We start from the raw sequence: 24,903 nt of genomic DNA on the forward strand, positions 1-24,903 counted from the left end.
TACTGTTTTTGCCTCAAGTTCTTGTGACAACATGCCCAAAGAGGCATAATCCTACCTTTGCTAAAGGCGGTACGCTGTTTACGTATACGCTTCCTTAACCCATATAGTTGGATTTTTAACGCTATGATGCGAACTCATTACTGCGGTTCTTTAACCGAAGCTCAAATTGACCAGACCGTAACATTATGCGGTTGGGTACACCGTCGCCGTGACCACGGTGGTGTCATTTTCCTTGACATGCGTGACCGTGACGGTCTTGTTCAAGTGGTTATCGACCCAGATACACCTGAAGCGTTTGCAACAGCAGACAAAGCACGTTCTGAATACGTATTAAAAATTACAGGCCGTGTACGTCGCCGTTATGCGGGTACTGAAAATGCCAACATGGTGAGTGGTCAAATCGAAGTATTGGGTAAAGAAATTGAAGTTCTTGCTCAGTCTGAAACTCCTCCATTCCCATTAAATGACGAAAATACAAGCATTTCTGAAGAAATTCGTTTGAAATATCGTTTCCTGGACATCCGTCGTCCTGAAATGATCGATCGTTTACGTTTCCGTTCTAAAGTGACCAACCTGATCCGTAACTATTTAGACGATCACGGTTTCCTAGACGTTGAAACTCCGATCTTGACTCGTGCGACCCCTGAAGGTGCGCGTGACTACTTAGTTCCAAGCCGTGTATCTAATGGTAGCTTCTATGCGCTTCCACAATCACCACAGCTGTTCAAACAGTTGTTGATGGTAGGTGGTGTAGATCGTTACTACCAGATCGCTAAATGTTTCCGTGACGAAGATTTACGTGCGGATCGTCAGCCTGAATTCACTCAAATCGACATCGAAACATCGTTCATGAGCGATGACGATATTATGGATTTGATGGAAGGCATGACTGTTAAGATGTTCGACGAACTTCTTGGCATCAAATTCGACAAATTCCAACGTATGCCTTATTCAGAAGCAATGCGTGACTATGCTTCTGACAAACCAGACTTACGTATTCCTTTGAAACTTGTTGACGTTGCAGACTTGATGCAAGACGTCGAGTTCAAAGTATTCGCAGGTCCTGCTAAAGATCCTAAAGGCCGTATCGTTGCGCTTCGCGTTCCAGGTGCGGGCTCACTGCCACGTAGCGCAATCGATGAATATACTAAATTCGTTGGTATCTACGGTGCGAAAGGTTTGGCTTACATCAAAGTTAATGAACTTGAAAAAGGCATCGAAGGTCTTCAATCTCCAATCGTAAAATTCATCGAGCCTATCGTGCTGGATCTGTTGAAACGTGTTGGTGCTGAAAATGGCGACATCGTATTCTTCGGTGCAGACAAAGCCAAAGTTGTGAATGATGCAATGGGCGCACTTCGTGTGAAAATTGGTCATGATATGAACCTTGCAACTTGCGAATGGGCTCCGCTTTGGGTAGTTGACTTCCCAATGTTCGAAGAAACTGATGATGGCAAATGGACTTCTGTTCACCATCCGTTCACGCTTCCTAAATCAAGCGTTGAAGATGTGAAGAATAATCCAGGCGAAGCATTGTCTGTTGCTTATGACATGGTATTGAATGGTACTGAAATCGGTGGTGGTTCACTGCGTATTTATACTTTAGAAATGCAAAAGGCGATCTTTGAAGCGCTGGGTATTTCTGAAGAAGAGGCAGAAGAGAAATTCAGCTTCTTGCTAAATGCGCTTAAATTCGGTGCGCCTCCGCATGGTGGTTTGGCATTCGGTCTGGATCGTCTGGTGATGTTGATGACTGGTGCATCTTCAATCCGTGATGTGATTGCATTCCCGAAAACCAAAACTGCTGAATGTCCATTGACTCAAGCACCTGCACCAGTTGAATCAACTCAACTGCGTGATTTGGGTATTCGCTTACGTGAAAAACCAAAAGCCGAATCTCAAGAATAATTTCTTGATGATTTGAGTAAAAAAGCCCTGTTCTAACAGGGCTTTTTTATTGCATTGAGAAGCCTGCACGACAGTGGCATAATAGCTTCAGTTTCTATTTTTAGGTAATTTGGCAATGGCGATGCGTCCTGCTGTTCGTAACCGTGGCATCATGCTGATCGTGTTTTCAGTCGTACAATGGCTGTTCATGCGCTATATCCTTGCAAACAACCTGTTTAACCTGGACACCAATGACCGTATTGTGTACTTCTGCCTGAGCAGTATTTTAGGTGCACTTGTCATTTTTGTAGGTTTGATTTATATGGTGCTTAAAGGCAATCCTGATCAAGAATCTTAATCAGGCAAGCTGCACACCATGTACGCATTACTCAAGAACTTCTCCAAACTCCCGTTAAGATTCATTCAAAATTTAGCGAAAAGTGTTGGATCACTTCTCTATATTACAAATTCATCGATTCGCCGTACTACAGAAATTAATTTAGGGATTGCCTATCCTGAACTGTCAGCATCGGAACGCACACGACTGGCAAAACGAAGTGTTCAGAGCCAATGCATGACCTATGCCGAGTCAGTCAAAATTTGGGGTTCTGAACCTGAATTTGCATTAAAACAGATTCGGAATATTCATCATCCGGAAATTTTTACTGATGCACTGAAAAACCCGAATGGAACTTTAGCAGTCGTTCCTCATTTTGGTACTTGGGAGTTACTTAATGCCTGGGTGAATCAACACACTAGCCCTGTCATCATGTATAAACCGAGCAAAAATCCTGATGTCGATCGGTTTATGCTCGAAGCACGGCAGCGTTTAAATGCTACCCTTGTTCCGACTGATGAAACGGGAGTAAGGGCTTTATTCAAGCATTTAAAACAGGGTGGCTTCGCTGCTATTCTTCCTGATCATGTGCCCAAAGAAAGTGGTGGTATTTACTCACCTTTTTATGGACAGAATGCTTTATCTTCCACCCTGCTCTCTAAATTGGCTGCAAAAACCCAATGCTCTGTAATTGGCTTGAGTTGTCTACGTCATGATGATCTAAACGGCTTTGATATTCATGTAACTAAATTATCAACAGATATTCTCTCTAAAGACTTACAGCTTTCTGTAGATACCTTAAACAAGGAAATGGAGCGAATGATTAACATTGCTCCAGAGCAGTATTTGTGGGGGTACAAAAGGTTTAGGAAACTTGCAGGTAAGGAAAGGATATATAAGAACTAACTTTCAGTTAAATTTATTACTATGCCTTAATATAAAAGATAAATTTTATTTAAACTTGCTTTTTAAATAATATCTAATAATCAATAACAAATTCTTAAAAGTCAAATTTCCAGAAAATTGTTTGATAATGTTTTTGCTAGTATCTGAATCAAAATTTAATTTACTCAAGTAATATTTATCATGAACCAACTTTTTATATGGAACTTTCTTTTCAGATAAGGCCCAAGAATCAAAAAAATGATGTGATGCATAATTCTCAGGTAAATCTAAACAAAAGTAATTTGAAGAAAATATATTAATTCTATCATTACCATCGTATCCAACTTGATCAATATCTAAATTAGGATCTATATTAAATTCTTTTTTCAAAATACTACCGATAAGTAATGTATTAGGTTCCTCCGATAAACTATATTCCTTATTCTCGTAATAAAAAAGGAGATTTGTAAGTAATGAGTGATTTTTTTTACTTCCCCATACGGCAGAGGTAAAGGGTATACCTTCAGTTTCAAAACAACTAAAAGCATCATACTGTAAAAAATATTCTATATTTTTCTTGAGTTCAACATCTGTATCTAAATATACACCACCGAATTTATTTAAAGCCCATACCCTTACATAATCTGTAACAAAAGCATACTTTTTCAGTTCATATGCTTTTTTTGTAAAAGGAATTGAATTTACATCAAAATTAGTCTCATTCCAAAGAATTATTTCCCACTCAGGACATAATTCTTTCCACTGGTTAATATACTTCAATTGATTTTCCGAAATTTCATTTGGACCAAACCAACAATAATGTATAATTTTAGGAATCATATCTTGCTAAATTTCCATAGGTTATTTAATTAAAAGTGCTGAAAATCTTTTTTGACCGATAATCAAAGATTTTAAAAATACGTAAAATTTCTCTAATAATTTTTTTTCTGAATGGGATTTTAATCTTTTCTTTTTTTAATTGTTCGCTAACTCTTAATTTTCTCTCACCCTCAATAAAACTAAGCAAATTTTTATCACTATTATTAATAAGAAAATCTTGCTTACAAATTGCTGGTTCTATTTGATAAATATTAATATCTCTGTTACAAATTAGGACTTCAAACATAAAACGATCAATAGGTTCAAATTTTTTTTTACTTTTAAGAATACTTATAAGTTTAATCGCGGATTTTTTATTCAAAATATATCCAGCTGTGCCAAGATTTCTAGACTTCAATTTTAGAATTTTTCTATCTAAAATTTTCTTTGAAAAAATAGAGTCGACCGATATAACATCATTAAAACATTCTAACTTAATAATATCAAAATCATCAGGATAAATATCTATATGGCTTAAAAAATCAAAAACACTATTCCCTAAATGTATATCGTCCTCAAAAATACAAACATAGTTCAGGTTTTCATCAATTATTTTTTTCCAAAGACAAACATGGCTTAAAAAACACGCTTGTTCACCTAAAGTTAAATCAGAATCTCTAATATCAATACCTAGTGACTTAGAAATGAGATCAATTCTATTTGGAGTAATTGCATCAAAGAATTTAAATGGTATATTTTCTTTCGCAAATTCTTTCTTTATATGATTTTGACGCAATAAAGCTTCCGAGAGGGTAATTACAAAAGTATTCATTTTAAACCGCAATTCAATTCTATGATTTATTAAATAATCTAGGGTCTACCTAAACCCATAATTTAATAACATTATACTCCTTAACATACAGTTACGAAAGTTATTCAATCCTTTAACTTATAACTTAGCAACCTTAAAAATTCTCTAAATTTGAATTTTTATAAAGTTTATTTTTAGTTCCTTTATTTAAAATCAACTTCTTTTCCAAATAAATAATATTTAATTTGATGAACAATACGTATAATTTCCTTTTTTATTTTTTTCAATCCCTTCTTCTTATATTTTTTCATTCTTGCTTTACGTTCATCTATTAAATCACTTGAAAGAACTGTCTTCTTCTCTGGATATAACATCATTTCTTGTATACAAATAGCTGGTGACATTTGATAAACATCACATTGCTTAGTTTGAATAAAGTCTCTAAACATCACCTCATCCAAAGGAACTAAAAAATTTTTCTTGATGTAACTTAGATATTCCTTTGCCCCTTTTAAGGACAAAATATATCCAGCCGTTCCTAAATTTTTACTAGTTAACCTTTTAATTTCACGGTCAGTATTTTCGATATTATATGTATTTTTCGCTAATAAAACTTTTTTGGAGAATGCTTCAGTTTTAATAATATGCCAGTTTTCTTGAATCCATGCAGATGTACTAAAAATTGAGAATGCATCTTGACCCAAAAAAATATCATCTTCAAATACTGCAATATATGGAATCTGCTCGTCGACCATCTTTTGCCAAACAGAGACATGGCTCATAAAACATGCCAACTCGCCACCTGTTAAATACTCATCCCCAACATTCAAGTGCATTTTTTCCGCTAAAGGTTTGGCTAAATCTGGTGTCAAAGCATCAAAAAAATCAAAATTTATATTTTGCTTTCCAAATTCCTTACAAATGTGTTCACGACGTGCAGTAGCTGTTTTTAAACTAATAACAAAATTTTTCATATCACATAACTTTTTTTGATTTTAATAAATGCTTAACCGCATAATAACGATCACGCCACATACGTTTCTGTTTTTTTAAACCATACGATAGATCACGATTTTCTTTCTCTTTACGTGACACCCCTTGAGCTGCAACTGTCCCCAAAATATCACTATCTACCCCCGCTGGCTTCACTAATGGTGGCCAAACTCCTAATCCTTTACCATTTTTACTTAACCAAGTTTGAAAGAAAATATCTACTGGCATATTTATAGTTTTTCCAGCGTTAACGAAAGCCTGTGCTCCCTGACGAGACCAAATCAATCCCAAGCCACGAATTGGAAAATAATAAGCATGCCATATACTCATATTCTCAATTTGAGTAATATTTTTTGCCAGCTTTTTCTTTTTAGCTGCAATATTCACTAAATACCAATCTAAGTTTTTATGCTGGTCTAGATACTCAATCAGGCAATCAAGTTTTATTTTAAAATCTGGTTCAATCTTCATATCATCTTCAAGTACGATAAGATAATCCGCATCAGTAGCAAGAAACTTTTCTGCACAACCATAATGACTTAGATAACATCCCAACTCCGAACTCATTAGACTACGACCTAATATCTGGTTCGCTTCATCATCATTATAATGTGCAAATTCAGAGAGAGCTTGACCTCGCCCATCGTATGCAGCAAAACGTTCGAATTCCCAACCGACACTATTAAGTTGTAGAGTTGCATCAGCCAGCCGTTTATCACTTCCGTCTAAATTAATTAAATAAGTTATAACTTTCATGGCTAGCTCTTAGTAATGATGAATAAATAAAGGCAAATAATCTTTAAATTTAGTTATTAAAGCAGAGGTTATCTTTAACGATTGTTCAGGATTTAATTGATCTAAACTTTGTACACAGCCAAATTTAATAGTTGTGTCATTCAAGTCAGATAGAAATGAAGATAATGAGGCTTCATTTTTAAGATAAGCAATATTTATATCATCACATAATATCGCTTTACTAGCTTGAATTTTTAAATGATTATTTAATCCAACCGGTAAAAACTGTAAAGCACTTCTAAAACGGTATTTAATCTGTTGATGTAATATTTCAGGATACTTTGTAAAATACTCTTTCAAAAATTCACGATCTAGTATATGGGGACGGTGATGAATTTCATAATATTGATTTAATCCACAAAGGTCAGCACTAAGCATTTGGGCAATTGTATATTTAGGCTGTAAAGACTTACCAAAATATTTATTAAGGCCTTTACGCAGATTAAATTTTGCTTTAACTAACGAACTGCGTTCCCAATGCCCATAAATTTTAATTTGATCATTCGCTAAAAAATCCTCAAATTCAGAAGGTGCATTGAAGAAGAAATCATCATTTAAATAAATAAAATACCGAGATAAGCTTGGAATATTCCAAAGCATAGTTTCAATACTTAAAGAGTTAAATGTAGGCAAGTATTGCTCATACCCAGTAAATATTGTTCGATGATCAATTATTTTTATCTGATCCGGATTACATAACCCCTGTTCGACGAAATCATAAATATTTGCTGGTTGTTGTTCATCAGTAATAATATAAATTGTTCCACAATAAGGAACATACTTAAGAATTGAAGCAATTGAAAAGTAGATTTCATTATTACTGGCAAATCGAGTTTCCTCGGCAGCACCTTTGGCAATATTAGCAGGCTGAAACTGTTGTCTTTTAAGTCGATGTTTTTCATCCTTACCATCAACCCAAGTAATAACAAAATCTATTTTTTCCATAATTTTTCTAATCAATAATCAGATTATGTAAGTCTTAGGACTTACTGCCAAGCATCCTTGATCCATTGGGATGGCAACACATAGCGATACCATTTACCACCACCACCATTAATGGCATCAGGTGGGTTAATCTCCCCATGGAAAATAATAATTTTTACGCCCTCAGGCTTTACTGGCGGTTTGAAATAAGCCATCGGAATTTTTTGTAGGCAATGGTATTTATAACTTTTGCACCAGCTATCCGGCCAATAACCAAGTTTCTTCTCCTGGTCTACATACCAAGAAAGATAAGCCTGCTCATTACGGAATTTTTGACGGATTTCATCAAAGTGTTCGCGGAAATATGGCAAAAGACCAGGAAAAGCTCCGAGCTTAAAGCGATAAACTGAACTATTACCCGTAATACGCCATGGTCGTTTCCAGTCATGGATAATCAGAAACTCACCCGGATGCGTAAAGAATTCATCAATATTATCGACAATGACAACATCCAGATCTAAAAATAAAGCATTGCCTTTCAAACCATAGAGATCAGGTTCAAAGGTAGAGAGCTTATTCCAGCCACGTTCTGGTGCACCTTCTGGCAAAGCCAACGGTGGAATAGGAAAGCATTGCACATTTGGATCAATCCCTTCAGTACGGTCAGTTAAACACACCATTTGAAAATCAACAGTTGTGTGTCGCTTCACCATATTGTAAAGACGATTGACATATTCAGACCCATATTTTGTGCCCCATTTCATACAGATCACAATATTTTGTTCAGGTGACTGTTCACCCTGAGTCTTAAGGTCATTTTGCTTTGCGTTCATGCACCCATCATCCACCTATGCAATATCAGTATCATACCATTACTGGTACTGACTGAGCCTATTGCTTTTCATTTCTGCACAGTTTACCGCAAATCTCATAAAGAAATATAATCTTCATTTTTTCATCACAAGAATTGAATATTTTTCCAGCAACTTATATCAAAATAAAGTTCATATTTGAATGATAAGTATAGAGCAACACTAATTTTAGTTGTTCGTTACGCTTATTCGTTTATTTTTATAGTGAATATATAACTTTCCAAAATATGAGAGTCGTCATTTTTTCTGCAATTTATTGGCTTCTCTACCTAACAACCTAATAGTTTAATATTTTGAGAAAGAGTCACTAAAATAAAAAAAGGACTCAAATGAGTCCCTTTTTCATAGATTTAACTTATTTTACGTAAGTTAACCAGTGCGCATATTTAGGGTCTTTACCCTGAACTGCATCAAAGTAAGCTTTCTGGATTTGAGTTGTGATTGGACCACGTACGCCTTCACCAATTTGACGGTCATCATATTCACGGATTGGTGTTACTTCAGCAGCAGTACCAGTGAAGAAAGCTTCATCTGCAATATAGAATTCGTCACGGGTAATACGGCGTTCTACCACTTCATAACCAAGATCTTTAGCAATGGTAATAATCGATTGACGAGTAATACCGTCTAATGCGCCACCAGCGATGTCTGGAGTATGAATTACGCCATCACGTACCAGGAATACGTTTTCGCCTGAACCTTGGCATACATAGCCTTGCGGATCAAGCAGCATTGCTTCGTCATAACCAGAATGTGCCACTTCTTGGTGAGCAAGAATCGATAATGTGTAGTTACCAGATGCTTTGGCTTTACACATAGTCACGTTTGGATGATGGTGTGTGAATGATGAAGTTTTTACACGAATACCTTTCGCCATCGCATCATCACCAAGGTAAGCACCCCAGCTCCACGCTGCAACTACAGCATGAATAGTATTGTCAGTAGCAGCAATACCCAATTTTTCAGAGCCAATAAAAATAATTGGACGTAAATAGCAAGATGCCAATTTATTTTCACGAACCACATCAATTTGAGCTTGTTCTAAAGCTGCGTGATCAAATGGAACTTTCATTTGATAAATTTTTGCAGAATTGAGCAAACGTTTGGTGTGTTCTTTCAGACGGAAAATAGCCGTTCCATTCGGGGTTTCATAAGCACGGACACCTTCAAACACACCCATGCTGTAATGCAAAGTATGTGTTAATACGTGAGTTTTCGCCTCACGCCAGTCTACTAGTTGTCCATCTTGCCAAATGAAACCATCACGATCAGCCAAATTCATGCCACAAACTCCAATTTTTCACAATTATTCACTATCCGGTGCAAATACTGCACTTGGATCAATCAGTCTTTGCCATAACTTGCAAACGGTCTTTCGGGTATCGTGCCAGTCGCTTGCAGACACTTGCATGGATTGATTTGCAAGGGCTAAGCGGTGGCTCTCGGCGCGTTCACGGAGATAAGCTTGAATCAGAGCAGTCGCATCGTCGCTGGATAAGCAACCTGATTTTGCGGCATCCTCAAGGATTCTTACATTGTCGGAGTAATGGGCGAGATCTTTATTCGTCCCACTCCAAGCTAACACCGCATACTGTGCCATAAATTCGATATCAACGATACCACCTGCATCTTGTTTTAAATGAAAAATCCCATCTTTTTTTTGCTCTTTGGAAGAACCCAGATGATCTTTCATTTTCTGACGCATTTTCAGAACTTCACTACGTACATGACAGATATCGCGTTTCTGGGTAAGAATTTTACAGCGTAGTGCTTCAAATGTCTCTCTCAGGCTATCTTCTCCGGCAATGGAACGTGCGCGTACCAAGGCTTGATGCTCCCATAGCCATGCATTTTTCAACTGATATTGCTCAAATGCTTTCAGGCTAGTGACCAGCAGCCCTGCTTCTCCAGAAGGACGTAGACGAGTATCGACTTCATAGACACGTCCATCCAGTGTTTGTGTGGTCATGAGCGACATAAACTTCTGTGCCACACGCATGGCAAACTCAAAACCGCTAATCGGCTTGAGACCGTCCGTATCAGCCTGCTCGCCCATATAATGAATGAAGACCAGATCCAGATCCGAACCATAGCCCAACTCAATGCCACCGACTTTGCCATAGCCAATGACGGCAAAAGCCGTATGTTCTATCGAGCAGCGCTGCCCTTCTGCATCCAGCGGAAAACCATGTCGTTTGGCCACAATCTGATAAGCCAGATGTAGCGCAGCATTCACTGAGACTTCTGCAATATCTGTTAAGGCATCCGAGACTTTCATTAAAGGGCTTTCCGCCAGCACATCACTGGCCGCTACCGCAAGTACATTGGATTTTTTAAATAGGCGTAGCACCCGCATCTGGTCTTCAACCTGATCAATTTCGATTCTGAGCAATTGCTGACGCAGGCTATCTTCCAGATCCTGACGCTTAGGCAATTCAAAATCCATCGACAGGAACTCATCCAGCAACACCGGATAATGGGTAAGTTCCTCACATATCCAGGGGCTGACAGTCGCCATTTTTACCAAACGCTGTAAAGCACCTTTACTTTCAATCAGCATTACCAGATAAACGGTACGACGCATGACGGATTCAACCAATGGCATCAGGCGGACCAGTGCAACTTGCGGTTTATCTGATTCTAGAATCGCCTCTATCAGATAAGGCCAAAACGTTTTTAAACGTTGAATGGCTTTAGCTGGCAATTTTTTTAAGGCATGACCATGCCAGAATTCATGCACCAGATTTTTTGCATGATCATCCAAGACTTCATTCAGCTGTTGTTCCAACTGAGAAAAACTTTTGCCTTGAGGCTCTGGTCCATTTTCCTTGATCAAGTGCTCAAACTGGTAAATCACTTTAGCGCGTTTTTGATCCAGCACTTCCATAAAGGCGGACCAGTCTGAAAAGCCCAAAGTATCCACAATACGTTGACGTAAATCTGGCTCAGTCGGCAAACATTGGGTTTGTTGATCATGCAGCGCCTGAATAGCATGCTCTACCCGACGAAGGAATAAATAGGCATCTTCGAGGTCAGTCACCGCCTGTTCATCCAGCAGTTCAGCCTCATCCAGATGATTCAGGCTGACCAGACATTGCCGATCCTGCAATTCCAGCTTGGCTCCCCCATAAATCAGCTGAAAAACTTGCACTATAAATTCAACTTCACGAATCCCGCCTGCCCCAAGCTTGATATCGTCTTCAATATTGCGGCGCTGTACTTCACGCTCAATCATTGCTTTCATTTCACGCATCGCTTCGAAAGCGCTGTAATCGACATATTTACGGAATACAAAAGGACGGGTCATGTCCAGCAGTTCATCACCTTCTGGGCTCGGATTGACGATGCGGGCTTTGATCCAGGCATAGCGTTCCCATTCGCGGCCATGCTGGCTGAGATATTTTTCTAGTGCGGCATGACTGATGGCCAGAGCAGAACCATCACCCCATGGTCGCAGACGCATATCGACACGGAATACAAAACCTTCAGCAGTGATATGATCCAGCAGATAGATTAACTTTTGCCCCCACAGAATACAGAACTGCTGAACGTCAATGCATTTGCGCCCATCCGTTTCACCCTGTTCATCAAAGGCAAAAATCAGGTCAATATCACTGGAAAGGTTAAGTTCCTGCGCGCCCAACTTGCCCATTGCAATGATAATGAGATCCTGAACTTTACCGTTATAGCCAATTGGCTGGCCATATTTGGTGACTAGAGGAATACGGGCAAACTCTTTGGCAGCACAGATACAGGCATCAGCGAAATCAGACAGCTCTCGAGTCAGCGTGATGACATCGGTGAGTTGATTAGCATCCCGCCAGATCCAGCGGAACATCAGGCGAGCACGCAGAATACGTAAACTACGCATCCACATGGTTTCATCACTGATATTTAATAAATTGGCCTGAATTAAATTTTGAATCTGTTCAGTGTCGAGTGATCCCCGAAACTGATCAATTGCATAATCCTGATTCAATAGATCTTGATGATTGGCCAATACCTGTTCTGCATATTGACTGGCTCTTAAGGTTTTCTGCAATTGTACCGCGTCCATCACTCGGTGATTCCCTCAAAACTTTTATTTAGTTATAGCAGGAGTTCACGTCGAGTGGGAACGGTTTTAATAGAAATTTATGATTTTCAGGACTTTTCAGTATGCAGGTCTTCAAGTACCAATGCCTGATGATCATTGGTCACTTTAGGTAAATGCACAGTAAAGGTGGTTCCAGCGCCTTCTTTAGAATCTACGACAATCTGTCCATGGTTCAGGTCTACAAAACGCTTACACAGTACCAAACCCAGACCTGCGCCTTTCTCATTGTCTGTGCCTTTTAAGCTCATTGTGAGATTAGGTCTAAACAGATTTTCCATTTGCTCTTCAGTCATACCGAGACCAGTATCCTGAACAGTAATCTTGACTTGCTCACCTTCCATTTCAGCAGCCAGAATCACCTGGCCACCCTGATCAACTGGAGTAAATTTCAGCGCATTCGATACCAGGTTCTGCAAGACCGAAGTAATCATATTGATATCAGCATGCACCTTAATATCTTCAGGAACCTGGTCAATCAGCTCAATATTCTTTTTCAACGCCAGACTTTTCAGTACATCACAGACAATTTTAGTAGACTGTTTTAATTCATAGTTAATCGGATGATAAACGAAACGTCCACCCTCGGCCATCGCCCAGGTCAACAGACTTTCTAACAAGTTATACGTCGATTGAGCCGTATCATATAAATAATCAGAAATACTCTGGATACTGGATTCATCCAGAGTGTCACGTTCCTGTGCCAGCACTTCCGAGAAGCCTAACAGACCATGGAAAGGTGCACGCAGGTCATGAGCAATAATTTGGAAGAATTTGGTTTTACTGAAGTTTTGTGCACATTGCTGTTCGTATAACTCTTTCAGCTGTGTATGTTCCTCATTCAGTTTAACTCGTTTTACTAAAGATTCAGCAAATTGCTGGACGATAATAATAGCTTCCTGATCAAATACTTCAGTCTGATCGTCAAAGAAAACCACCTGCCCCAAAGACTGTCCTTGGGCTGATTTCAAATTGAATGCTACGAGCCGCTGATGGACTACGCCAAGGCTGTTCACATGATCTGATAGTTCTACATATGCAGGATGATTTTGATCGATCACATCCATTTCTTGTAGATATTTAGGGATGTCCACATTCTGTGGTACGTGCAAACCGCGAAAACCGAGCGGACAGCTGTACCAGATATAGGGTTCCATATGGAATCCGATGATACAGGTCTTAACGCCGAGTACTTTACGGGCGACCTTACAGAAGGTGTCTAATAAATTGTCAGAGGTATAGACACCTAAAATGAGAGATATACGGCACGAGCTTAACTGCTCCGTATTCTGACCGATCTCTAGCAGTTTTAGTTCCATGTCTGCCTCTCTGGATGTTATGGAATATAGAATAAAAATTACAACCGACTAAATTAATACAATCAATAACAAAGATTCTATATTTAATCAACGTTAAAATCTCATTTATCGACCAAAGGATTTGTTAACTTATTTCTCTAAAGATACATTGATAGCTTCAATACCTTGATATTTAAATATTAAGAATTACTTGAGAAAATATTCCTCTTATAAAAAATTACATATAATTATTTGAAATTCCTGAATTCATTTCAAATTGTTTCAATATCATCTGAGTTCTGAAATCTGAGGAAGATAAAAACAGCTCATTTTTCTTCTGATCTTTAGGTAAATAAAAGCTTTTGAATTTTCAAATATATAGAAAATACTTATTGTCACCTTCTGAAAAAATAAATCGCTAATCATATTAATTTGCCCTAAATTTATTTCTATTTTTTAAATATTCTTAATAATCATAAAATATTGAGTGATTTAAATAGTTTATTTATGCACTAAAACCAATTTTTTACGTAATCAAAAATATTAAAAGTTTACATTTTTTTACAGTTAACAATGACTTATAGGAACATTCTTGAATTTCCATGGAAAATAAAAATTAATTAGAGTGAATAAAAAAGCGACAAAATGTCGCTTTTCTTTAATTCAGTTTACAATCAGTTATCTGAAATCAGGGCAACTTGCTGCACATAGTTAAACAGCTTTTGCTTTGAGGCTGCCACTTCTTCTTCCGGTGCCTGATTTTTTAGATCACGATGCACACGTAAATAATGCTGACGTAAGGTATGACGCTCTGTCGCATTATAGGTTTTGGTAAATTCATTAATTGCAGGATCACCATCTTTCACGATACGGTCAACCCAACGCTGCAATTGTGCTGTCTTTTTCAAACCCTGTTTCGGAGTCAGATAAGACAGAATCACGGTTTCATTTTCATTACGAAGTAATTTACCAATACGTGAAAATTGACGACGGCGTGCTTCATGTGAACTGATTTGCTGGACATCCAGCAAAGCTTCAATCAGACGTTCTTCAACGGGTAAATTTTTAATTTGTTTCGCACTCAGTTCTGCTAACTGTGCGCCTAAAGCAGCCATACGCTGAACTGCTTTTTTCTGTTCGGTTTTACTTGCGCGTCCCTCTAAAGATTCAAAGTCTTCTTCAGTTAAACTGCTCGGTCGACGTGCCACGATTAATCTGCCTCATAAAATTTTGCCGCAAACAGTGCCTGAATTTCAGATAAGGCCTTTTCCTCATCTGCACCTTCAATCACTAAGCGTAAAGTTGTTCCTTTGCCCGCACCAAGCATCAGCAAGGACATAATATTTTTGGCATCAACTAATTTGTCCGACTTGCCAATCTGGATACTGGAACGAAATTTGGTGGTAACTTCAATGAGTTTACCTGATGCACGCGCATGTAAACCTAGTTTATTAATTACGTCAACAGTCGTATCAATCATGACCAGTGCTTCATTTCTCGGTGGAGGACTTGAATAGACCATTTTGCCTCAAGCGCTTTTTTTAGTCTATCCACAATATAAACAGAACGATGCTGGCCGCCAGTACAACCAATCGAGATGGTCATATAATGACGATGACCCTCAGCAAAGGTCGGCAGCCATTTGTCTAAAAAATGATAAATATCCTGGAACATGTCTTCGACCTGATCACTTTTTTCCAGGAATTCCTGTACCGGCTGATCCAGGCCTGAATATTTACGCAGTTCCAGTTCCCAATGCGGATTCGGCAAATGACGGACGTCGAAAACATAGTCAGCATCTAAAGGAATGCCATGCTTATAGCCAAAAGATTGCAGAATCACAATCAGGTTATCGGTCTGCCCCAGCTTGTACAGCAAGGTGTGTTTTAGATCATGCACGCTTTTATCGGTGGTATCGATATGCACTGTAGAGCGGAGCTGGATTGGCATCAGCAGGACTTTTTCTTCCTGAATACATTGATGCAGACTCTTGAAACGGGCAGCCAAAGGATGCGGACGGCGTGATGCACTAAAACGGGCAATCAGCTCCTGATCCTGTGTAGTCAGATAGATGACATCCACCGTCCCATGCTGTTGCAACTGTTCAAACACATGGTCGAATTCCTGCAAATCTGCACGGGTACTACGAACATCCACCCCAAGCGCTAACTGTTCCAGATTATTTTCACAATCCAGCTTTGCCACAATTTCAGGAAGTAAGGCCAAAGGCAGATTATCAATACAGTAATAACCCAAGTCTTCAAGTACCTGCAATGCAGAAGATTTACCTGAGCCAGATTGTCCTGTCACAATTAAAATGCGCTTCATGCCTTACGATCCTTTTACTTATCCAGCTGCGTATTTGATCTGCAGATTATCAATCAGACGAGTTTTTCCTAATTTTGCCGCGATTAAAATCACGACATCCTGATTAAACTCATCAATTTTTTGCAATTCCGGTGTACGGGCTTCTACATAGTCCACTACCAGACCTGCATCTGTCAAAGTTTGACGGATACCTGCCAGTGCTTCCTCCAAAGTTTTACCTGCATGTAACTGCTGCTCAGCAGTTTTCAGACTCTGGAAAATGACTGGTGCTGTTGCACGTTCCTGCTCGCTTAGATAGCCATTACGCGAACTAAGTGCCAGACCATCTTCAGCACGAGCAATCGGCACACCAATCACTTCCAGTGGAATATTCAGGTCTTGAACAAACTGACGAATCACAGCCAGTTGCTGATAATCTTTCTGACCAAAGAAAGCATAGTTAGGCTGAACAATATTAAATAATTTGGTCACCACGACCGCTACACCATCAAAATGACCTGGACGCTGTAAGCCACATAGATCATTGGTGATACCAGATACACTGATATTGGTCAGACGTGGCTTGTTACCATACATCTGCTCTACAGTTGGGGCAAAGACAATGTCACAACCCACATCTGCCAGTAACTGCTGATCCTGCTCTAAAGTACGTGGATAATTATCAAAATCCTCATTAGGTCCGAACTGGATCGGATTAACGAAAATACTCACAACAACGACATCACACAGTTTACGCGCCTCACGCACCAGATTCAGATGCCCCTGATGCAGGTTGCCCATGGTCGGGACAAAACCAATAATTTTACGCGCAGAACGTGCAGGATTGAGCGAAGCAGATAATCCTTGGATGGTTGTTTCTGTTTTCATGTTACAACTCGACTTGGAATGTTTGTTCAGGTGCTGGGAATGAACCATCTAAAACAGCCGCATGATAGGCTTTAAATGCATCCAGAATTGCAGTCGCACCAGACTGTTCTTTCATAAAGTTACGTACAAATTTCGCGGTATGGCCAAAGGTTAGACCAAGCATGTCTTGAACGACCAATACCTGGCCATCAGTGGCTGCCCCTGCTCCAATACCAATCACTGGAATATGTGGGAAAAGTTCAGTAATTTCCTGACCCAATTGTGCAGGCACGCATTCCAGCAACAGCACTGCTGCACCGGCTTCAACCACTGCCTTACAGTCAGCAATCAGTTGATCGGCCGCTTCACGGGTACGGGCCTGTAGCTTATAGCCACCAAAGACATGCACCGACTGCGGTGTGAGACCCAAGTGAACACAGACTGGGATCCCGTTACGGGTTAGAACCTGAACGGTTTCCGCCAACCAGGCACCACCTTCCATCTTGACCATTTGTGCACCGGCCTGCATCACCGTTTTTGAGCTTTGTAATGCATCATTCAGAGTGGCATAACTCATAAATGGCAGATCAGTCATAATCAGTGCATGCTGATTGCCACGGCGTACCGCTGCGGTATGGTAAGCCATATCTTCTACAGTCACAGGCAAGGTTGAATCACGACCTTGAATCGACATACCCAAAGAGTCGCCTATCAGAATACTGTCAACTTCAGCAATTTCCATGGCTTTGGCCATACTGGCGTCATAGCAAGTCAGGCAAGAAAATTTGCGTCCTTCCGCTTTATATCGTCTTAAATCACTGAGACTGATCATGAAGATGTTCCTCTATTATTGAAGTTCTCTCGAACATGCCAATAATTAAAAATTAAATATTTGCCCAATTCGTGCGGTCAAAAACCGTTAAGGTTGATTGCTTGACGATGTCCAGGTCTTTTAATGTGTTTCCATTCAGCTGCAAGTTGGCATCAATATCCAGTAATGGCACCAATACAAAGTCACGTTCCAGCACGCCCACATGCGGTACGGTTAACCGTTCATTTTGAATCTGTTCATCACCATAAATAAGCAGATCCAGATCCAAGGTACGTTCACCCCAATGACGTAGACGCACACGCCCAGCCTCCTGTTCGAAGGCTTGCAACCGATCCAGCAGATCCAGCGGTGCCAGATCCGTAATTAACTGTACGACAGCATTAAAATAATTCGGCTGATCTTGTGGCCCCATAGGTGGGCTTTGATATAGATGCGAGGTTTTTATCTGTCCCAAACTTGCCAGCTTTTGCACGGCTTCAGCCAGAATCTGGCGTGAATCGCCCAGGTTACTTCCTAAACCGATATAGGTCACTGTCATTGTGTAGGCCCAAAAATAACCTGGCTTAAATCACGCTGCACCCGTTTACGCTTGGTAATTGGATGGTCTGCACCAATGTCACCGCTGGCACTGGCCGCCACATGAGAAACCGGTTTGCTACGCTCATTCTCAAATTTGGCTTTACGTGCACGACGGCTACGTGGTTCTGGCTCATTCACCAGAGGCTCAATCTCGGTTGCTACATCTTGTGCAGCCAGACGCTGTTCCAGATGTTCTTCCTGAGAAGCCTTGCGACGGCTCTTGGCACGCTGACGGTTATATTGGGCAATGGCACGCTCTTTTTCATCGCTGCCCATTTGCTGATAGGCTTCCCACCAGCTTCCCATACCTTGTGCAGTTTCATCGCCTGATTTTTCACGCAGCAACAAAAAGTCAAAGCCGGCACGGAAACGTGCATGACCTGATAATGCTTCAATCTGTTGCGGTTTTGGATTGAGCAAGCGGGTTTGCATTTCCCAGACTTCACGAATGAAAGTTTCCGCAAAGCGTGGAATCACAGTACGGGTAGCCTGACGTTTCAGTACATCCAGTCCTGCTTGCGCACGTGCTTCCGCAGGCACTACCCCTTTAGACAGATAAAAATCACAGCGCTCCAGGAACGGTTGCCACAACAATACCGCATAGAAGAAAGCCGGGTTGATGGTCTTACCAATTGAAATACGCTGATCGGTATTTTTTGCTGCCAGTTCAATAAATGCAGTAATGTTTGGCTTGATATCGGCAAACAGCTGACGCCAGATGCCAAAATCGATCAGCATTGGCATCACACGATTCAGATGTCCCATAGTGAATAGCTTTTGCGATTCATCATAGAGACGGTGTGGAGACACATCACGTAGAAGCTGGGTCATTTCCGGAGTGAAAATATCCAGAATGGCTTTATCAATACTGAAATTGAGTTTGGCTGCAAAACGTAAAGTTCGCAGCATCCGGACCGGATCTTCCTCAAATCTTAGAGTCGGATCACCCAGTAAACGCAGCGTTTTGTGTTTAATATCATCTACTGCATTGCAAAAATCCAGCACGATACCTTTGCGTGGCTGGTAATACATGGCATTGATCGAAAAATCTCGACGAGCAAAATCCTGCTCAATGGTGCCCCAGTTATTATCGCGCAGGATCATCCCTGCTGCAGAGGTCACCGCTTTTTTAGGAGGCGCACGGAAAGTTGCCACTTCAACCAGTTCACGGCCCGAATAGACATGCGCCAGCTCGAAACGTCGTCCGATAATCCGACAACGCCGTCCGAACACTTCTTTAACCTGAGCTGGTGTAGCATTGGTCACTGCATCGAAATCTTTGGGATTTAAACCCAGCATCAGATCCCGGACACCACCACCTACGATATAAGCTTCATAGCCTGCCTTGGTTAAGGCATCAATCACATCGAGAATATAAGAAGGTAATTGAGCGGTTGATAAACCACATTTTGACGCGCGCAAAGTTTGCAAAAGACGCTGTCTCCTACGTCTGAACGTAAAATTCTAAGATGACGCTAATCATATCGCTTACACCGCTAAAGGGCAATTTGATTATGTCATTCTCATGGTTCAGATGGATGGCTTATTTACAATAAATTCAGCAGGGTTACAAAGCCAGTTTATCCTTGTTTTTGGCAAATAAGGCCGGCCCGATGCCTTTGACCTGTTGAATATCTTCAATTGTTTTAAATTTACCGTTTTTCTGCCGGTATTCAATGATCGCTTCCGCTTTCTTCTGCCCGATGCCATTTAACTGCTGTAACTGCTCAATACTGGCCTGATTCAGACTGATTTTATCAGCAGCTGAAGAGGCGGATAATGCAGGTTTAGCCAGATAATGATTGTTTTCAGAAACGGGGGTAGCAGCAGCAATTTTCTTCTTCAGGCGTGCATCATGCTGCTGCTGACGTACTTTCCATTCTGCATAATCGGTTGCAGTTGCATGTACTGTTCCAATTGAAGTATAGGCCAACCAAATGCCTAGCAGGACAGTATTAATCCATGCTGGACCTATGCGATGTTGTACTTTGTTCATGAGCGGCTCTTTGTTTTAATTCTAATTTGGCCTGTTCCCAGAGCTGATCCAATTCAGCCAATGACAGGCTTTCCAGATTGAGTTGCTGTTGTTCTGCCCGATCTTCCATCAGGGCAAAGCGAGTCCGGAATTTATGGATCGTGCCCAATAATGCCATCTCGCTTGAGACACCAAGTTTACGACCAACATTCACCAGTGAAAATAAGCAGTCTCCAAATTCTTCGAGTATTTCATCGGAATTTTGTCCAGCAACGGCTTCTTTGAGTTCAGCCAGTTCTTCTTCCAGCTTGCCATAGGCACCCGCGACATCTGGAAAGTCAAAGCCGATTTTGGCGACATTTTTCTGGATCTCATCCGCCTGTTGCAGTGCAGGTGCATGCTTGATCTCATCCAAACGTGAACGTGGCTTACCCTGTTTTTCTTTCTGCTTGATTTCTTTCCAGAGTACCGAGACATCTTCAGGACTCAGCTGTGCAAACTGTTCAGCCTGAAATACATGCGGATGACGACGAATCAGCTTATCCGTAATCGCCTGAACTACATCATGAAAATCAAAAGCGCCCTGCTCGCTATACATTTGTGACTGAAATACGACCTGTAACAGCAAATCACCCAGTTCATCCCGCACCTCATCAGCTTGGCCAGAGCGCACTGCTGCTTCAACTTCATAGGCTTCCTCAATCGCATATTTGGTTAAAGATTCGGGAGTCTGTTGCTGATCCCATGGACATTTTTCACGTAACTCACGCATGACTTGGAGTAATTGTTCCACCGTAAAACCTCTTCTTTACCAAATAGCCGCATTATTTTGCCTGTCTCTTGCTATGCTCAAGAAAAAAAGACAATAAGGAGATCAAGCACATGCACAGTATATTGATTAGTGGTGCAGCACAAGGAATTGGTGCCGCGACAGCCAGGCTATTTTACCAGCAAGGTTATAAAGTCGGAATTTATGATATTAATCTTGAACAGGCAGAACAATTGGCCCAGCAACTCGGTGAACATGCCAAAGCTGGCTTTCTGGATGTAACCGATTATGCATCATGGGAAACTACTCTATCTGAATTCGCATCTTGGGCCGGTGAAATCAATATTCTGGTAAATAATGCCGGGATTTTATATTCCGGTCCTTTTGAAGAAACGAATATTACTAATCACCATCGCACCCTTGACGTGAATATTAAAGGCGTCCTGAATGGCTGTCATGCTGCTTTACCCTACTTAAAGCAGGCTTCCTTTGCCCGGGTCATTAACCTGTCTTCAGCATCGGCGATTTATGGCCAAGCGGATCTGGCTTCCTATGCAACCAGCAAATTTGCGGTTCGTGGTTTGACTGAAGGACTAGATATCGAATGGCAAAAATATGGCATTCGGGTATTTGATGTGATGCCGCTTTTTGTTAGCACTGCAATGGTGAAAGATATGCAGGCCGAAAGTATCAAAAAAATGGGCGTGCATCTAAAAGCTGAGGATGTAGCGCAGGATATTTTCAAACTGGCACAGCTAAAAGATTCAATTTGGCAAGTGACCCATCATCCAGTCGGATTCAAGAGTAAGTTTTTATTTCACTTATCTCGAATGAGTCCACAGTTCGTTAACCGGCTGAGTAATTTAATGATTGCCAAACAATAAGAAATATTTTGGGCTTACTCTACTTTTAAACAGCTTGATGAATCTGAATCGTTGGAAATCTTAGGCCTTTACAGGAATGCTCGCTTTGCCAGGCCACAGTGAGCATACAACCCGCTAAGATATAGTTTTGATAGGCATAAATTCCAATTTCTGGATGTTCACAACGTCCTCCATCCTGATGTGGATGAATCTGGGTATTCAGCTCATTCAGGTTTATCCGGATTCCAAGTCCTGACGCTTTTAGGACCGCCTCCTTGGTGGTCCAGACTTTAAACCAGTATTCAGGATCGTAATCTAATGCCTGCCACTGTTTCAGCTCTTCAGGATGAAAAGCGTGTTGGGCTAGGGCTTCAAAACGTACATTTCGATTAAGTTCTTCGATATCGATCCCCAAATTCTGAATATGTTTGCTTGTTGCTAATGCATAGAAGTTTTGGCTATGGGTATGATTAAAACCAAAGTCTGGATGGGCTGGAAAATAAGGCTTGCCGTATTCGGTTGTAGTAAAGTCCTGCTGGTCAATAACACAACCTAAATGTGCAGCTAGCAACTGATTACGATAGTTATAAATTAATTGTTTACGCTGCTGAATATAGGTTTTCCGATCTAAGTCTTGTAAATGTCTAAGTCGTGGTGCCAGCGCGATCCAATCAATATGAATAATAAACTTCAAAAATAGTCGCCCTTATAAAAAATGTTACTTTTAAGGCCTTCAGTATAAATCAACCTGATTGCCTCTCTGACAAACTATAGGTAATATCTTAAAATATATTTTAATAAAACTTAATTAAAACAATAAAATATACTGTAAATCAAAATAAATAATTGAGCTTTCAAGCTATTTTTAATCGAATAAAAAATAGTTACAATCCAGCTACAATTTTATACATAGAAAAACAGAGGGTCATATGTTTAAGCGAATCATATTCAGTACGACAATTGCTGCACTATCATTTTCAACACAAGCTGGCTCCTGGCTAGAAGCTGCTACTGCAGTTATGGGAGCTAGAAACGGCGCCATCATGGATCAGGCTGAAGCAAATATGGAGCGCAGCCGTGCACAGGCGAATGCTGCTGTTGCACGTGCAGACCGTGCCTATGCTTCTAATTATAATAATGCTTCAAATCAAAATAACGGTGTCTACTCAACAACATATTTAAAAGGTTTAGATTGTACGGATTTGGCAGTAGAAGCGCGCAGTTTTGAACGCACCTTAGAAGCAAGTCAAAATGCACTCAACCAGGCGAATGCTCAAGCCAATAATCCTGTTTCTAAATTAGCAGGTATTGCAAGTGGTGCGCTATCTGCTTTTGCAGGTCAATCACAAACAGTTGCGCGCGCAACTGAAATTACCAATGCTTTTACTGGCAATAATAATCAAAATAATATTGCCGCTTCTCAAGCCGATGCTGACGTAGCTTTAGCTAATCTTGAAAATATCCGTATTTATCAAAAAGCAAAAAAATGCTCAATCTAAAATATGAATAAAAAAAAAGCCTGCTTTCGCAGGCTTTTTTATTTAACTATGGCAATTAACCACGTTTAAATTTTTTCTCGGCTTTCTTAAATTTCTGTACATAACGACGGCGACGCGCAGCAGTCCGCTCGTCCAGTTGTGACTTGCGACCTTCAAACGGGTTTTCTGAGGTTTTAAATTCAATTTTTACTGGTGTACCTTCAAGTTTGTAAACTTTACGGAATACGTTTTCCAAGTAACGGCGATAGTCCGCAGGTGTCTTATCTACCTTATTACCATGAACCACGATAGTCGGTGGATTCTGTCCGCCCATATGCGCATAACGCATCTTAATGCGACGACCTTGTACAGTAGGCGGTTGGTGCGCTTCAGTGGCATCATTCAGGATCTGAGTCAGCTTCGCTGGTGATACTTTCAGATGTGAAGAATCATAAGCACGGTGAATCGACGGATACATCTCACCGACCCCTGTACCATGTAACGCAGAAATCAGGTGGATTTTCGCCCAAGGAATAAAGTCAAAACGACGTTCCACATCGAGCTTACATTGTTTACGATCATATTCGGACATGTTGTCCCATTTATTGATCGCAATCACCATGGCACGGCCAGCTTCCAGTGCATAACCGATCAGGTGCAAGTCCTGCTCTACAATGCCTTCACGGGCATCCACCACGATCACAACTACGTGCGCATCTTTCATCGCCTGTAAGGTTTTCACAATTGAGAATTTCTCAATCATTTCATCAACCTTACCTTTACGGCGTACCCCAGCGGTATCAATCAGGGTGTATTGACGACCATCACGCTCAAAAGGAATATAGATTGAGTCACGCGTCGTTCCTGGCTGGTCAAACGCTACAACACGCTCTTCACCCAATAGACGGTTTACTAGTGTCGATTTACCTACGTTTGGACGACCAATAATTGCAAGACGTAGACCAGTATTCTTGTCATGTTCTTCTGGACTTTCATCTTCAGGCACATCTTCAAGTACTTCTTCCAGCATTTGCTGTACGCCACGGCCGTGGCTAGCAGCCACTTGCATAGGCTCGCCCATACCGAGTTTATAAAACTCGACCAGAGCAGCTTCAGCATGTACGCCATCAACTTTGTTAGCTACAAGGAAAACTTTCTTGCCCAAAGTACGCAGTTCACGAGCGATCTGTTCATCAGATGCCAGTAGTCCGGCACGTGCATCGACCACAAAAATGATCATGTCGGCTTCATGGATCGCAGTTTTAGACTGCTCAGCCATGTAGGAGTCAATACCGCCTTCATTTTCACCGATACCACCAGTATCCACGACAATGAAAGATTTGTTTTGATAGATCGCATCACCATATTTACGGTCGCGTGTCAGACCAGCAAAGTCTGCCACCAATGCGTCACGGCTCTTGGTTATCTGGTTAAACAGAGTTGATTTTCCGACGTTCGGACGACCAATGAGCGCAATTACGGGTTTCATAGATTAACCTTTATTCAATATCAGGCTGTC

The 24,903-nt window shown here is 40.6% G+C and carries 25 protein-coding genes; 5 read left to right on the forward strand and 20 right to left on the reverse strand.

The features are described from left to right. Nucleotides 1–123: 123 nt before the first annotated feature. From aspS to FTV12_RS06450, 3 genes are all read left to right on the forward strand, one after another. A complete protein-coding gene (gene aspS / locus FTV12_RS06440; protein ID WP_034704264.1) occupies nucleotides 124–1,908 on the forward strand; it encodes an aspartate--tRNA ligase in 1,785 nt (594 codons plus the stop codon). Between the two features lie 115 nt (nucleotides 1,909–2,023). After that, a complete protein-coding gene (locus FTV12_RS06445) occupies nucleotides 2,024–2,245 on the forward strand; it encodes a hypothetical protein (protein ID WP_005232078.1) in 222 nt (73 codons plus the stop codon). A gap of 18 nt (nucleotides 2,246–2,263) precedes the next feature. Continuing rightward, complete coding sequence (locus FTV12_RS06450; RefSeq protein ID WP_180017150.1) at nucleotides 2,264–3,130, forward strand: lysophospholipid acyltransferase family protein; 867 nt, start codon at nucleotides 2,264–2,266, stop codon at nucleotides 3,128–3,130. A gap of 45 nt (nucleotides 3,131–3,175) precedes the next feature. Here FTV12_RS06450 and FTV12_RS06455 read toward each other — a convergent pair whose 3' ends face one another. The 18 genes from FTV12_RS06455 to mazG all read right to left on the reverse strand — a co-directional run bounded on the left by FTV12_RS06455 (nucleotide 3,176) and on the right by mazG (nucleotide 21,067). Beyond that, nucleotides 3,176–3,949, reverse strand: a complete 774-nt coding sequence (locus FTV12_RS06455; protein ID WP_180017152.1) for a glycosyltransferase family 32 protein — start codon at nucleotides 3,947–3,949, stop codon at nucleotides 3,176–3,178. 25 nt (nucleotides 3,950–3,974) lie between these two features. Then, nucleotides 3,975–4,760: a glycosyltransferase family 25 protein gene (locus tag FTV12_RS06460; RefSeq protein WP_180017155.1), complete on the reverse strand. Its 786-nt coding sequence runs from the start codon at nucleotides 4,758–4,760 to the stop codon at nucleotides 3,975–3,977. Nucleotides 4,761–4,942: 182 nt separating this feature from the next. Further along, nucleotides 4,943–5,713, reverse strand: coding sequence for a glycosyltransferase family 25 protein (locus FTV12_RS06465; RefSeq protein ID WP_180017157.1), 771 nt, complete (start codon nucleotides 5,711–5,713; stop codon nucleotides 4,943–4,945). A gap of 1 nt (nucleotide 5,714) precedes the next feature. After that, nucleotides 5,715–6,488 carry a glycosyltransferase family 25 protein gene (locus FTV12_RS06470; protein ID WP_180002347.1) on the reverse strand — a complete coding sequence of 258 codons (774 nt, stop codon included), beginning with the start codon at nucleotides 6,486–6,488 and terminating at the stop codon, nucleotides 5,715–5,717. Between the two features lie 9 nt (nucleotides 6,489–6,497). Further along, complete coding sequence (locus FTV12_RS06475; RefSeq protein WP_166139023.1) at nucleotides 6,498–7,472, reverse strand: Stealth CR1 domain-containing protein; 975 nt, start codon at nucleotides 7,470–7,472, stop codon at nucleotides 6,498–6,500. A 41-nt stretch (nucleotides 7,473–7,513) separates the two neighbouring features. Further along, nucleotides 7,514–8,284 carry a glycosyltransferase gene (locus FTV12_RS06480; RefSeq protein ID WP_180017159.1) on the reverse strand — a complete coding sequence of 257 codons (771 nt, stop codon included), beginning with the start codon at nucleotides 8,282–8,284 and terminating at the stop codon, nucleotides 7,514–7,516. 394 nt (nucleotides 8,285–8,678) lie between these two features. Further along, nucleotides 8,679–9,605 carry a branched-chain amino acid transaminase gene (locus tag FTV12_RS06485; protein WP_005232095.1) on the reverse strand — a complete coding sequence of 309 codons (927 nt, stop codon included), beginning with the start codon at nucleotides 9,603–9,605 and terminating at the stop codon, nucleotides 8,679–8,681. A 24-nt stretch (nucleotides 9,606–9,629) separates the two neighbouring features. Continuing rightward, nucleotides 9,630–12,380 (reverse strand): bifunctional [glutamate--ammonia ligase]-adenylyl-L-tyrosine phosphorylase/[glutamate--ammonia-ligase] adenylyltransferase, encoded by a 2,751-nt coding sequence (glnE, locus tag FTV12_RS06490; protein ID WP_180033783.1) that lies wholly within the window; start codon nucleotides 12,378–12,380, stop codon nucleotides 9,630–9,632. An 86-nt stretch (nucleotides 12,381–12,466) separates the two neighbouring features. Further along, nucleotides 12,467–13,735 carry a sensor histidine kinase KdpD gene (locus FTV12_RS06495; protein WP_180033784.1) on the reverse strand — a complete coding sequence of 423 codons (1,269 nt, stop codon included), beginning with the start codon at nucleotides 13,733–13,735 and terminating at the stop codon, nucleotides 12,467–12,469. Nucleotides 13,736–14,388: 653 nt separating this feature from the next. Next, nucleotides 14,389–14,922 carry a ribosome biogenesis factor YjgA gene (gene yjgA / locus FTV12_RS06500; RefSeq protein WP_005232100.1) on the reverse strand — a complete coding sequence of 178 codons (534 nt, stop codon included), beginning with the start codon at nucleotides 14,920–14,922 and terminating at the stop codon, nucleotides 14,389–14,391. Nucleotides 14,923–14,924: 2 nt separating this feature from the next. Next, nucleotides 14,925–15,194: an HPr family phosphocarrier protein gene (locus FTV12_RS06505; RefSeq protein ID WP_034169914.1), complete on the reverse strand. Its 270-nt coding sequence runs from the start codon at nucleotides 15,192–15,194 to the stop codon at nucleotides 14,925–14,927. After that, complete coding sequence (gene rapZ, locus FTV12_RS06510; RefSeq protein WP_004782131.1) at nucleotides 15,191–16,042, reverse strand: RNase adapter RapZ; 852 nt, start codon at nucleotides 16,040–16,042, stop codon at nucleotides 15,191–15,193. Before rapZ ends, FTV12_RS06505 begins: the two co-directional genes overlap by 4 nt. Before the next feature lie 18 nt (nucleotides 16,043–16,060). Beyond that, the gene (panC, locus tag FTV12_RS06515; RefSeq protein ID WP_005232104.1) at nucleotides 16,061–16,909 is read right to left on the reverse strand and encodes a pantoate--beta-alanine ligase; all 849 of its coding nucleotides are present in this window, start codon (nucleotides 16,907–16,909) and stop codon (nucleotides 16,061–16,063) included. Nucleotide 16,910: 1 nt separating this feature from the next. After that, nucleotides 16,911–17,720: a 3-methyl-2-oxobutanoate hydroxymethyltransferase gene (gene panB, locus FTV12_RS06520; protein WP_004782128.1), complete on the reverse strand. Its 810-nt coding sequence runs from the start codon at nucleotides 17,718–17,720 to the stop codon at nucleotides 16,911–16,913. 52 nt (nucleotides 17,721–17,772) lie between these two features. Continuing rightward, nucleotides 17,773–18,258, reverse strand: coding sequence for a 2-amino-4-hydroxy-6-hydroxymethyldihydropteridine diphosphokinase (gene folK, locus FTV12_RS06525; RefSeq protein WP_159124103.1), 486 nt, complete (start codon nucleotides 18,256–18,258; stop codon nucleotides 17,773–17,775). Next, nucleotides 18,255–19,730: a polynucleotide adenylyltransferase PcnB gene (gene pcnB / locus FTV12_RS06530; protein WP_180033785.1), complete on the reverse strand. Its 1,476-nt coding sequence runs from the start codon at nucleotides 19,728–19,730 to the stop codon at nucleotides 18,255–18,257. Before pcnB ends, folK begins: the two co-directional genes overlap by 4 nt. A 136-nt stretch (nucleotides 19,731–19,866) precedes the next feature. Continuing rightward, nucleotides 19,867–20,295, reverse strand: a complete 429-nt coding sequence (locus FTV12_RS06535) for a ComEA family DNA-binding protein (RefSeq protein ID WP_159124105.1) — start codon at nucleotides 20,293–20,295, stop codon at nucleotides 19,867–19,869. Next, complete coding sequence (gene mazG, locus FTV12_RS06540; RefSeq protein ID WP_179992369.1) at nucleotides 20,255–21,067, reverse strand: nucleoside triphosphate pyrophosphohydrolase; 813 nt, start codon at nucleotides 21,065–21,067, stop codon at nucleotides 20,255–20,257. The genes FTV12_RS06535 and mazG overlap by 41 nt, the downstream gene beginning before the upstream one ends. 89 nt (nucleotides 21,068–21,156) lie before the next feature. On the opposite strand from mazG, the gene FTV12_RS06545 reads away from it, so the two are divergent. Then, a complete protein-coding gene (locus tag FTV12_RS06545; RefSeq protein ID WP_180033786.1) occupies nucleotides 21,157–21,927 on the forward strand; it encodes an SDR family oxidoreductase in 771 nt (256 codons plus the stop codon). A gap of 25 nt (nucleotides 21,928–21,952) precedes the next feature. Here FTV12_RS06545 and FTV12_RS06550 read toward each other — a convergent pair whose 3' ends face one another. Next, nucleotides 21,953–22,573 (reverse strand): 4'-phosphopantetheinyl transferase superfamily protein, encoded by a 621-nt coding sequence (locus FTV12_RS06550; RefSeq protein ID WP_180033797.1) that lies wholly within the window; start codon nucleotides 22,571–22,573, stop codon nucleotides 21,953–21,955. 262 nt (nucleotides 22,574–22,835) lie between these two features. On the opposite strand from FTV12_RS06550, the gene FTV12_RS06555 reads away from it, so the two are divergent. Next, the gene (locus FTV12_RS06555) at nucleotides 22,836–23,405 is read left to right on the forward strand and encodes a hypothetical protein (RefSeq protein WP_159124108.1); all 570 of its coding nucleotides are present in this window, start codon (nucleotides 22,836–22,838) and stop codon (nucleotides 23,403–23,405) included. 55 nt (nucleotides 23,406–23,460) lie between these two features. On the opposite strand, the gene der is transcribed toward FTV12_RS06555, so the two are convergent. Next, nucleotides 23,461–24,873 carry a ribosome biogenesis GTPase Der gene (der, locus tag FTV12_RS06560; RefSeq protein ID WP_004782108.1) on the reverse strand — a complete coding sequence of 471 codons (1,413 nt, stop codon included), beginning with the start codon at nucleotides 24,871–24,873 and terminating at the stop codon, nucleotides 23,461–23,463. Nucleotides 24,874–24,903: the final 30 nt, after the last annotated feature.

This window comes from Acinetobacter sp. YH12233 (assembly GCF_013417725.1).
Lineage (GTDB): Bacteria > Pseudomonadota > Gammaproteobacteria > Pseudomonadales > Moraxellaceae > Acinetobacter.

What these genes read in the sequence shown, in the direction of transcription:
- aspS (WP_034704264.1), top strand. Translation starts at nt 124, where the DNA reads ATGATGCGAACTCATTACTGCGGTTCTTTAACCGAAGCTCAAATTGAC.
- FTV12_RS06445 (WP_005232078.1), top strand. Translation starts at nt 2,024, where the DNA reads ATGGCGATGCGTCCTGCTGTTCGTAACCGTGGCATCATGCTGATCGTG.
- FTV12_RS06450 (WP_180017150.1), top strand. Translation starts at nt 2,264, where the DNA reads ATGTACGCATTACTCAAGAACTTCTCCAAACTCCCGTTAAGATTCATT.
- FTV12_RS06455 (WP_180017152.1), bottom strand. Translation starts at nt 3,949, where the DNA reads ATGATTCCTAAAATTATACATTATTGTTGGTTTGGTCCAAATGAAATT.
- FTV12_RS06460 (WP_180017155.1), bottom strand. Translation starts at nt 4,760, where the DNA reads ATGAATACTTTTGTAATTACCCTCTCGGAAGCTTTATTGCGTCAAAAT.
- FTV12_RS06465 (WP_180017157.1), bottom strand. Translation starts at nt 5,713, where the DNA reads ATGAAAAATTTTGTTATTAGTTTAAAAACAGCTACTGCACGTCGTGAA.
- FTV12_RS06470 (WP_180002347.1), bottom strand. Translation starts at nt 6,488, where the DNA reads ATGAAAGTTATAACTTATTTAATTAATTTAGACGGAAGTGATAAACGG.
- FTV12_RS06475 (WP_166139023.1), bottom strand. Translation starts at nt 7,472, where the DNA reads ATGGAAAAAATAGATTTTGTTATTACTTGGGTTGATGGTAAGGATGAA.
- FTV12_RS06480 (WP_180017159.1), bottom strand. Translation starts at nt 8,284, where the DNA reads ATGAACGCAAAGCAAAATGACCTTAAGACTCAGGGTGAACAGTCACCT.
- FTV12_RS06485 (WP_005232095.1), bottom strand. Translation starts at nt 9,605, where the DNA reads ATGAATTTGGCTGATCGTGATGGTTTCATTTGGCAAGATGGACAACTA.
- glnE (WP_180033783.1), bottom strand. Translation starts at nt 12,380, where the DNA reads ATGGACGCGGTACAATTGCAGAAAACCTTAAGAGCCAGTCAATATGCA.
- FTV12_RS06495 (WP_180033784.1), bottom strand. Translation starts at nt 13,735, where the DNA reads ATGGAACTAAAACTGCTAGAGATCGGTCAGAATACGGAGCAGTTAAGC.
- FTV12_RS06505 (WP_034169914.1), bottom strand. Translation starts at nt 15,194, where the DNA reads ATGATTGATACGACTGTTGACGTAATTAATAAACTAGGTTTACATGCG.
- rapZ (WP_004782131.1), bottom strand. Translation starts at nt 16,042, where the DNA reads ATGAAGCGCATTTTAATTGTGACAGGACAATCTGGCTCAGGTAAATCT.
- panC (WP_005232104.1), bottom strand. Translation starts at nt 16,909, where the DNA reads ATGAAAACAGAAACAACCATCCAAGGATTATCTGCTTCGCTCAATCCT.
- panB (WP_004782128.1), bottom strand. Translation starts at nt 17,720, where the DNA reads ATGATCAGTCTCAGTGATTTAAGACGATATAAAGCGGAAGGACGCAAA.
- folK (WP_159124103.1), bottom strand. Translation starts at nt 18,258, where the DNA reads ATGACAGTGACCTATATCGGTTTAGGAAGTAACCTGGGCGATTCACGC.
- FTV12_RS06535 (WP_159124105.1), bottom strand. Translation starts at nt 20,295, where the DNA reads ATGAACAAAGTACAACATCGCATAGGTCCAGCATGGATTAATACTGTC.
- FTV12_RS06545 (WP_180033786.1), top strand. Translation starts at nt 21,157, where the DNA reads ATGCACAGTATATTGATTAGTGGTGCAGCACAAGGAATTGGTGCCGCG.
- FTV12_RS06555 (WP_159124108.1), top strand. Translation starts at nt 22,836, where the DNA reads ATGTTTAAGCGAATCATATTCAGTACGACAATTGCTGCACTATCATTT.
- der (WP_004782108.1), bottom strand. Translation starts at nt 24,873, where the DNA reads ATGAAACCCGTAATTGCGCTCATTGGTCGTCCGAACGTCGGAAAATCA.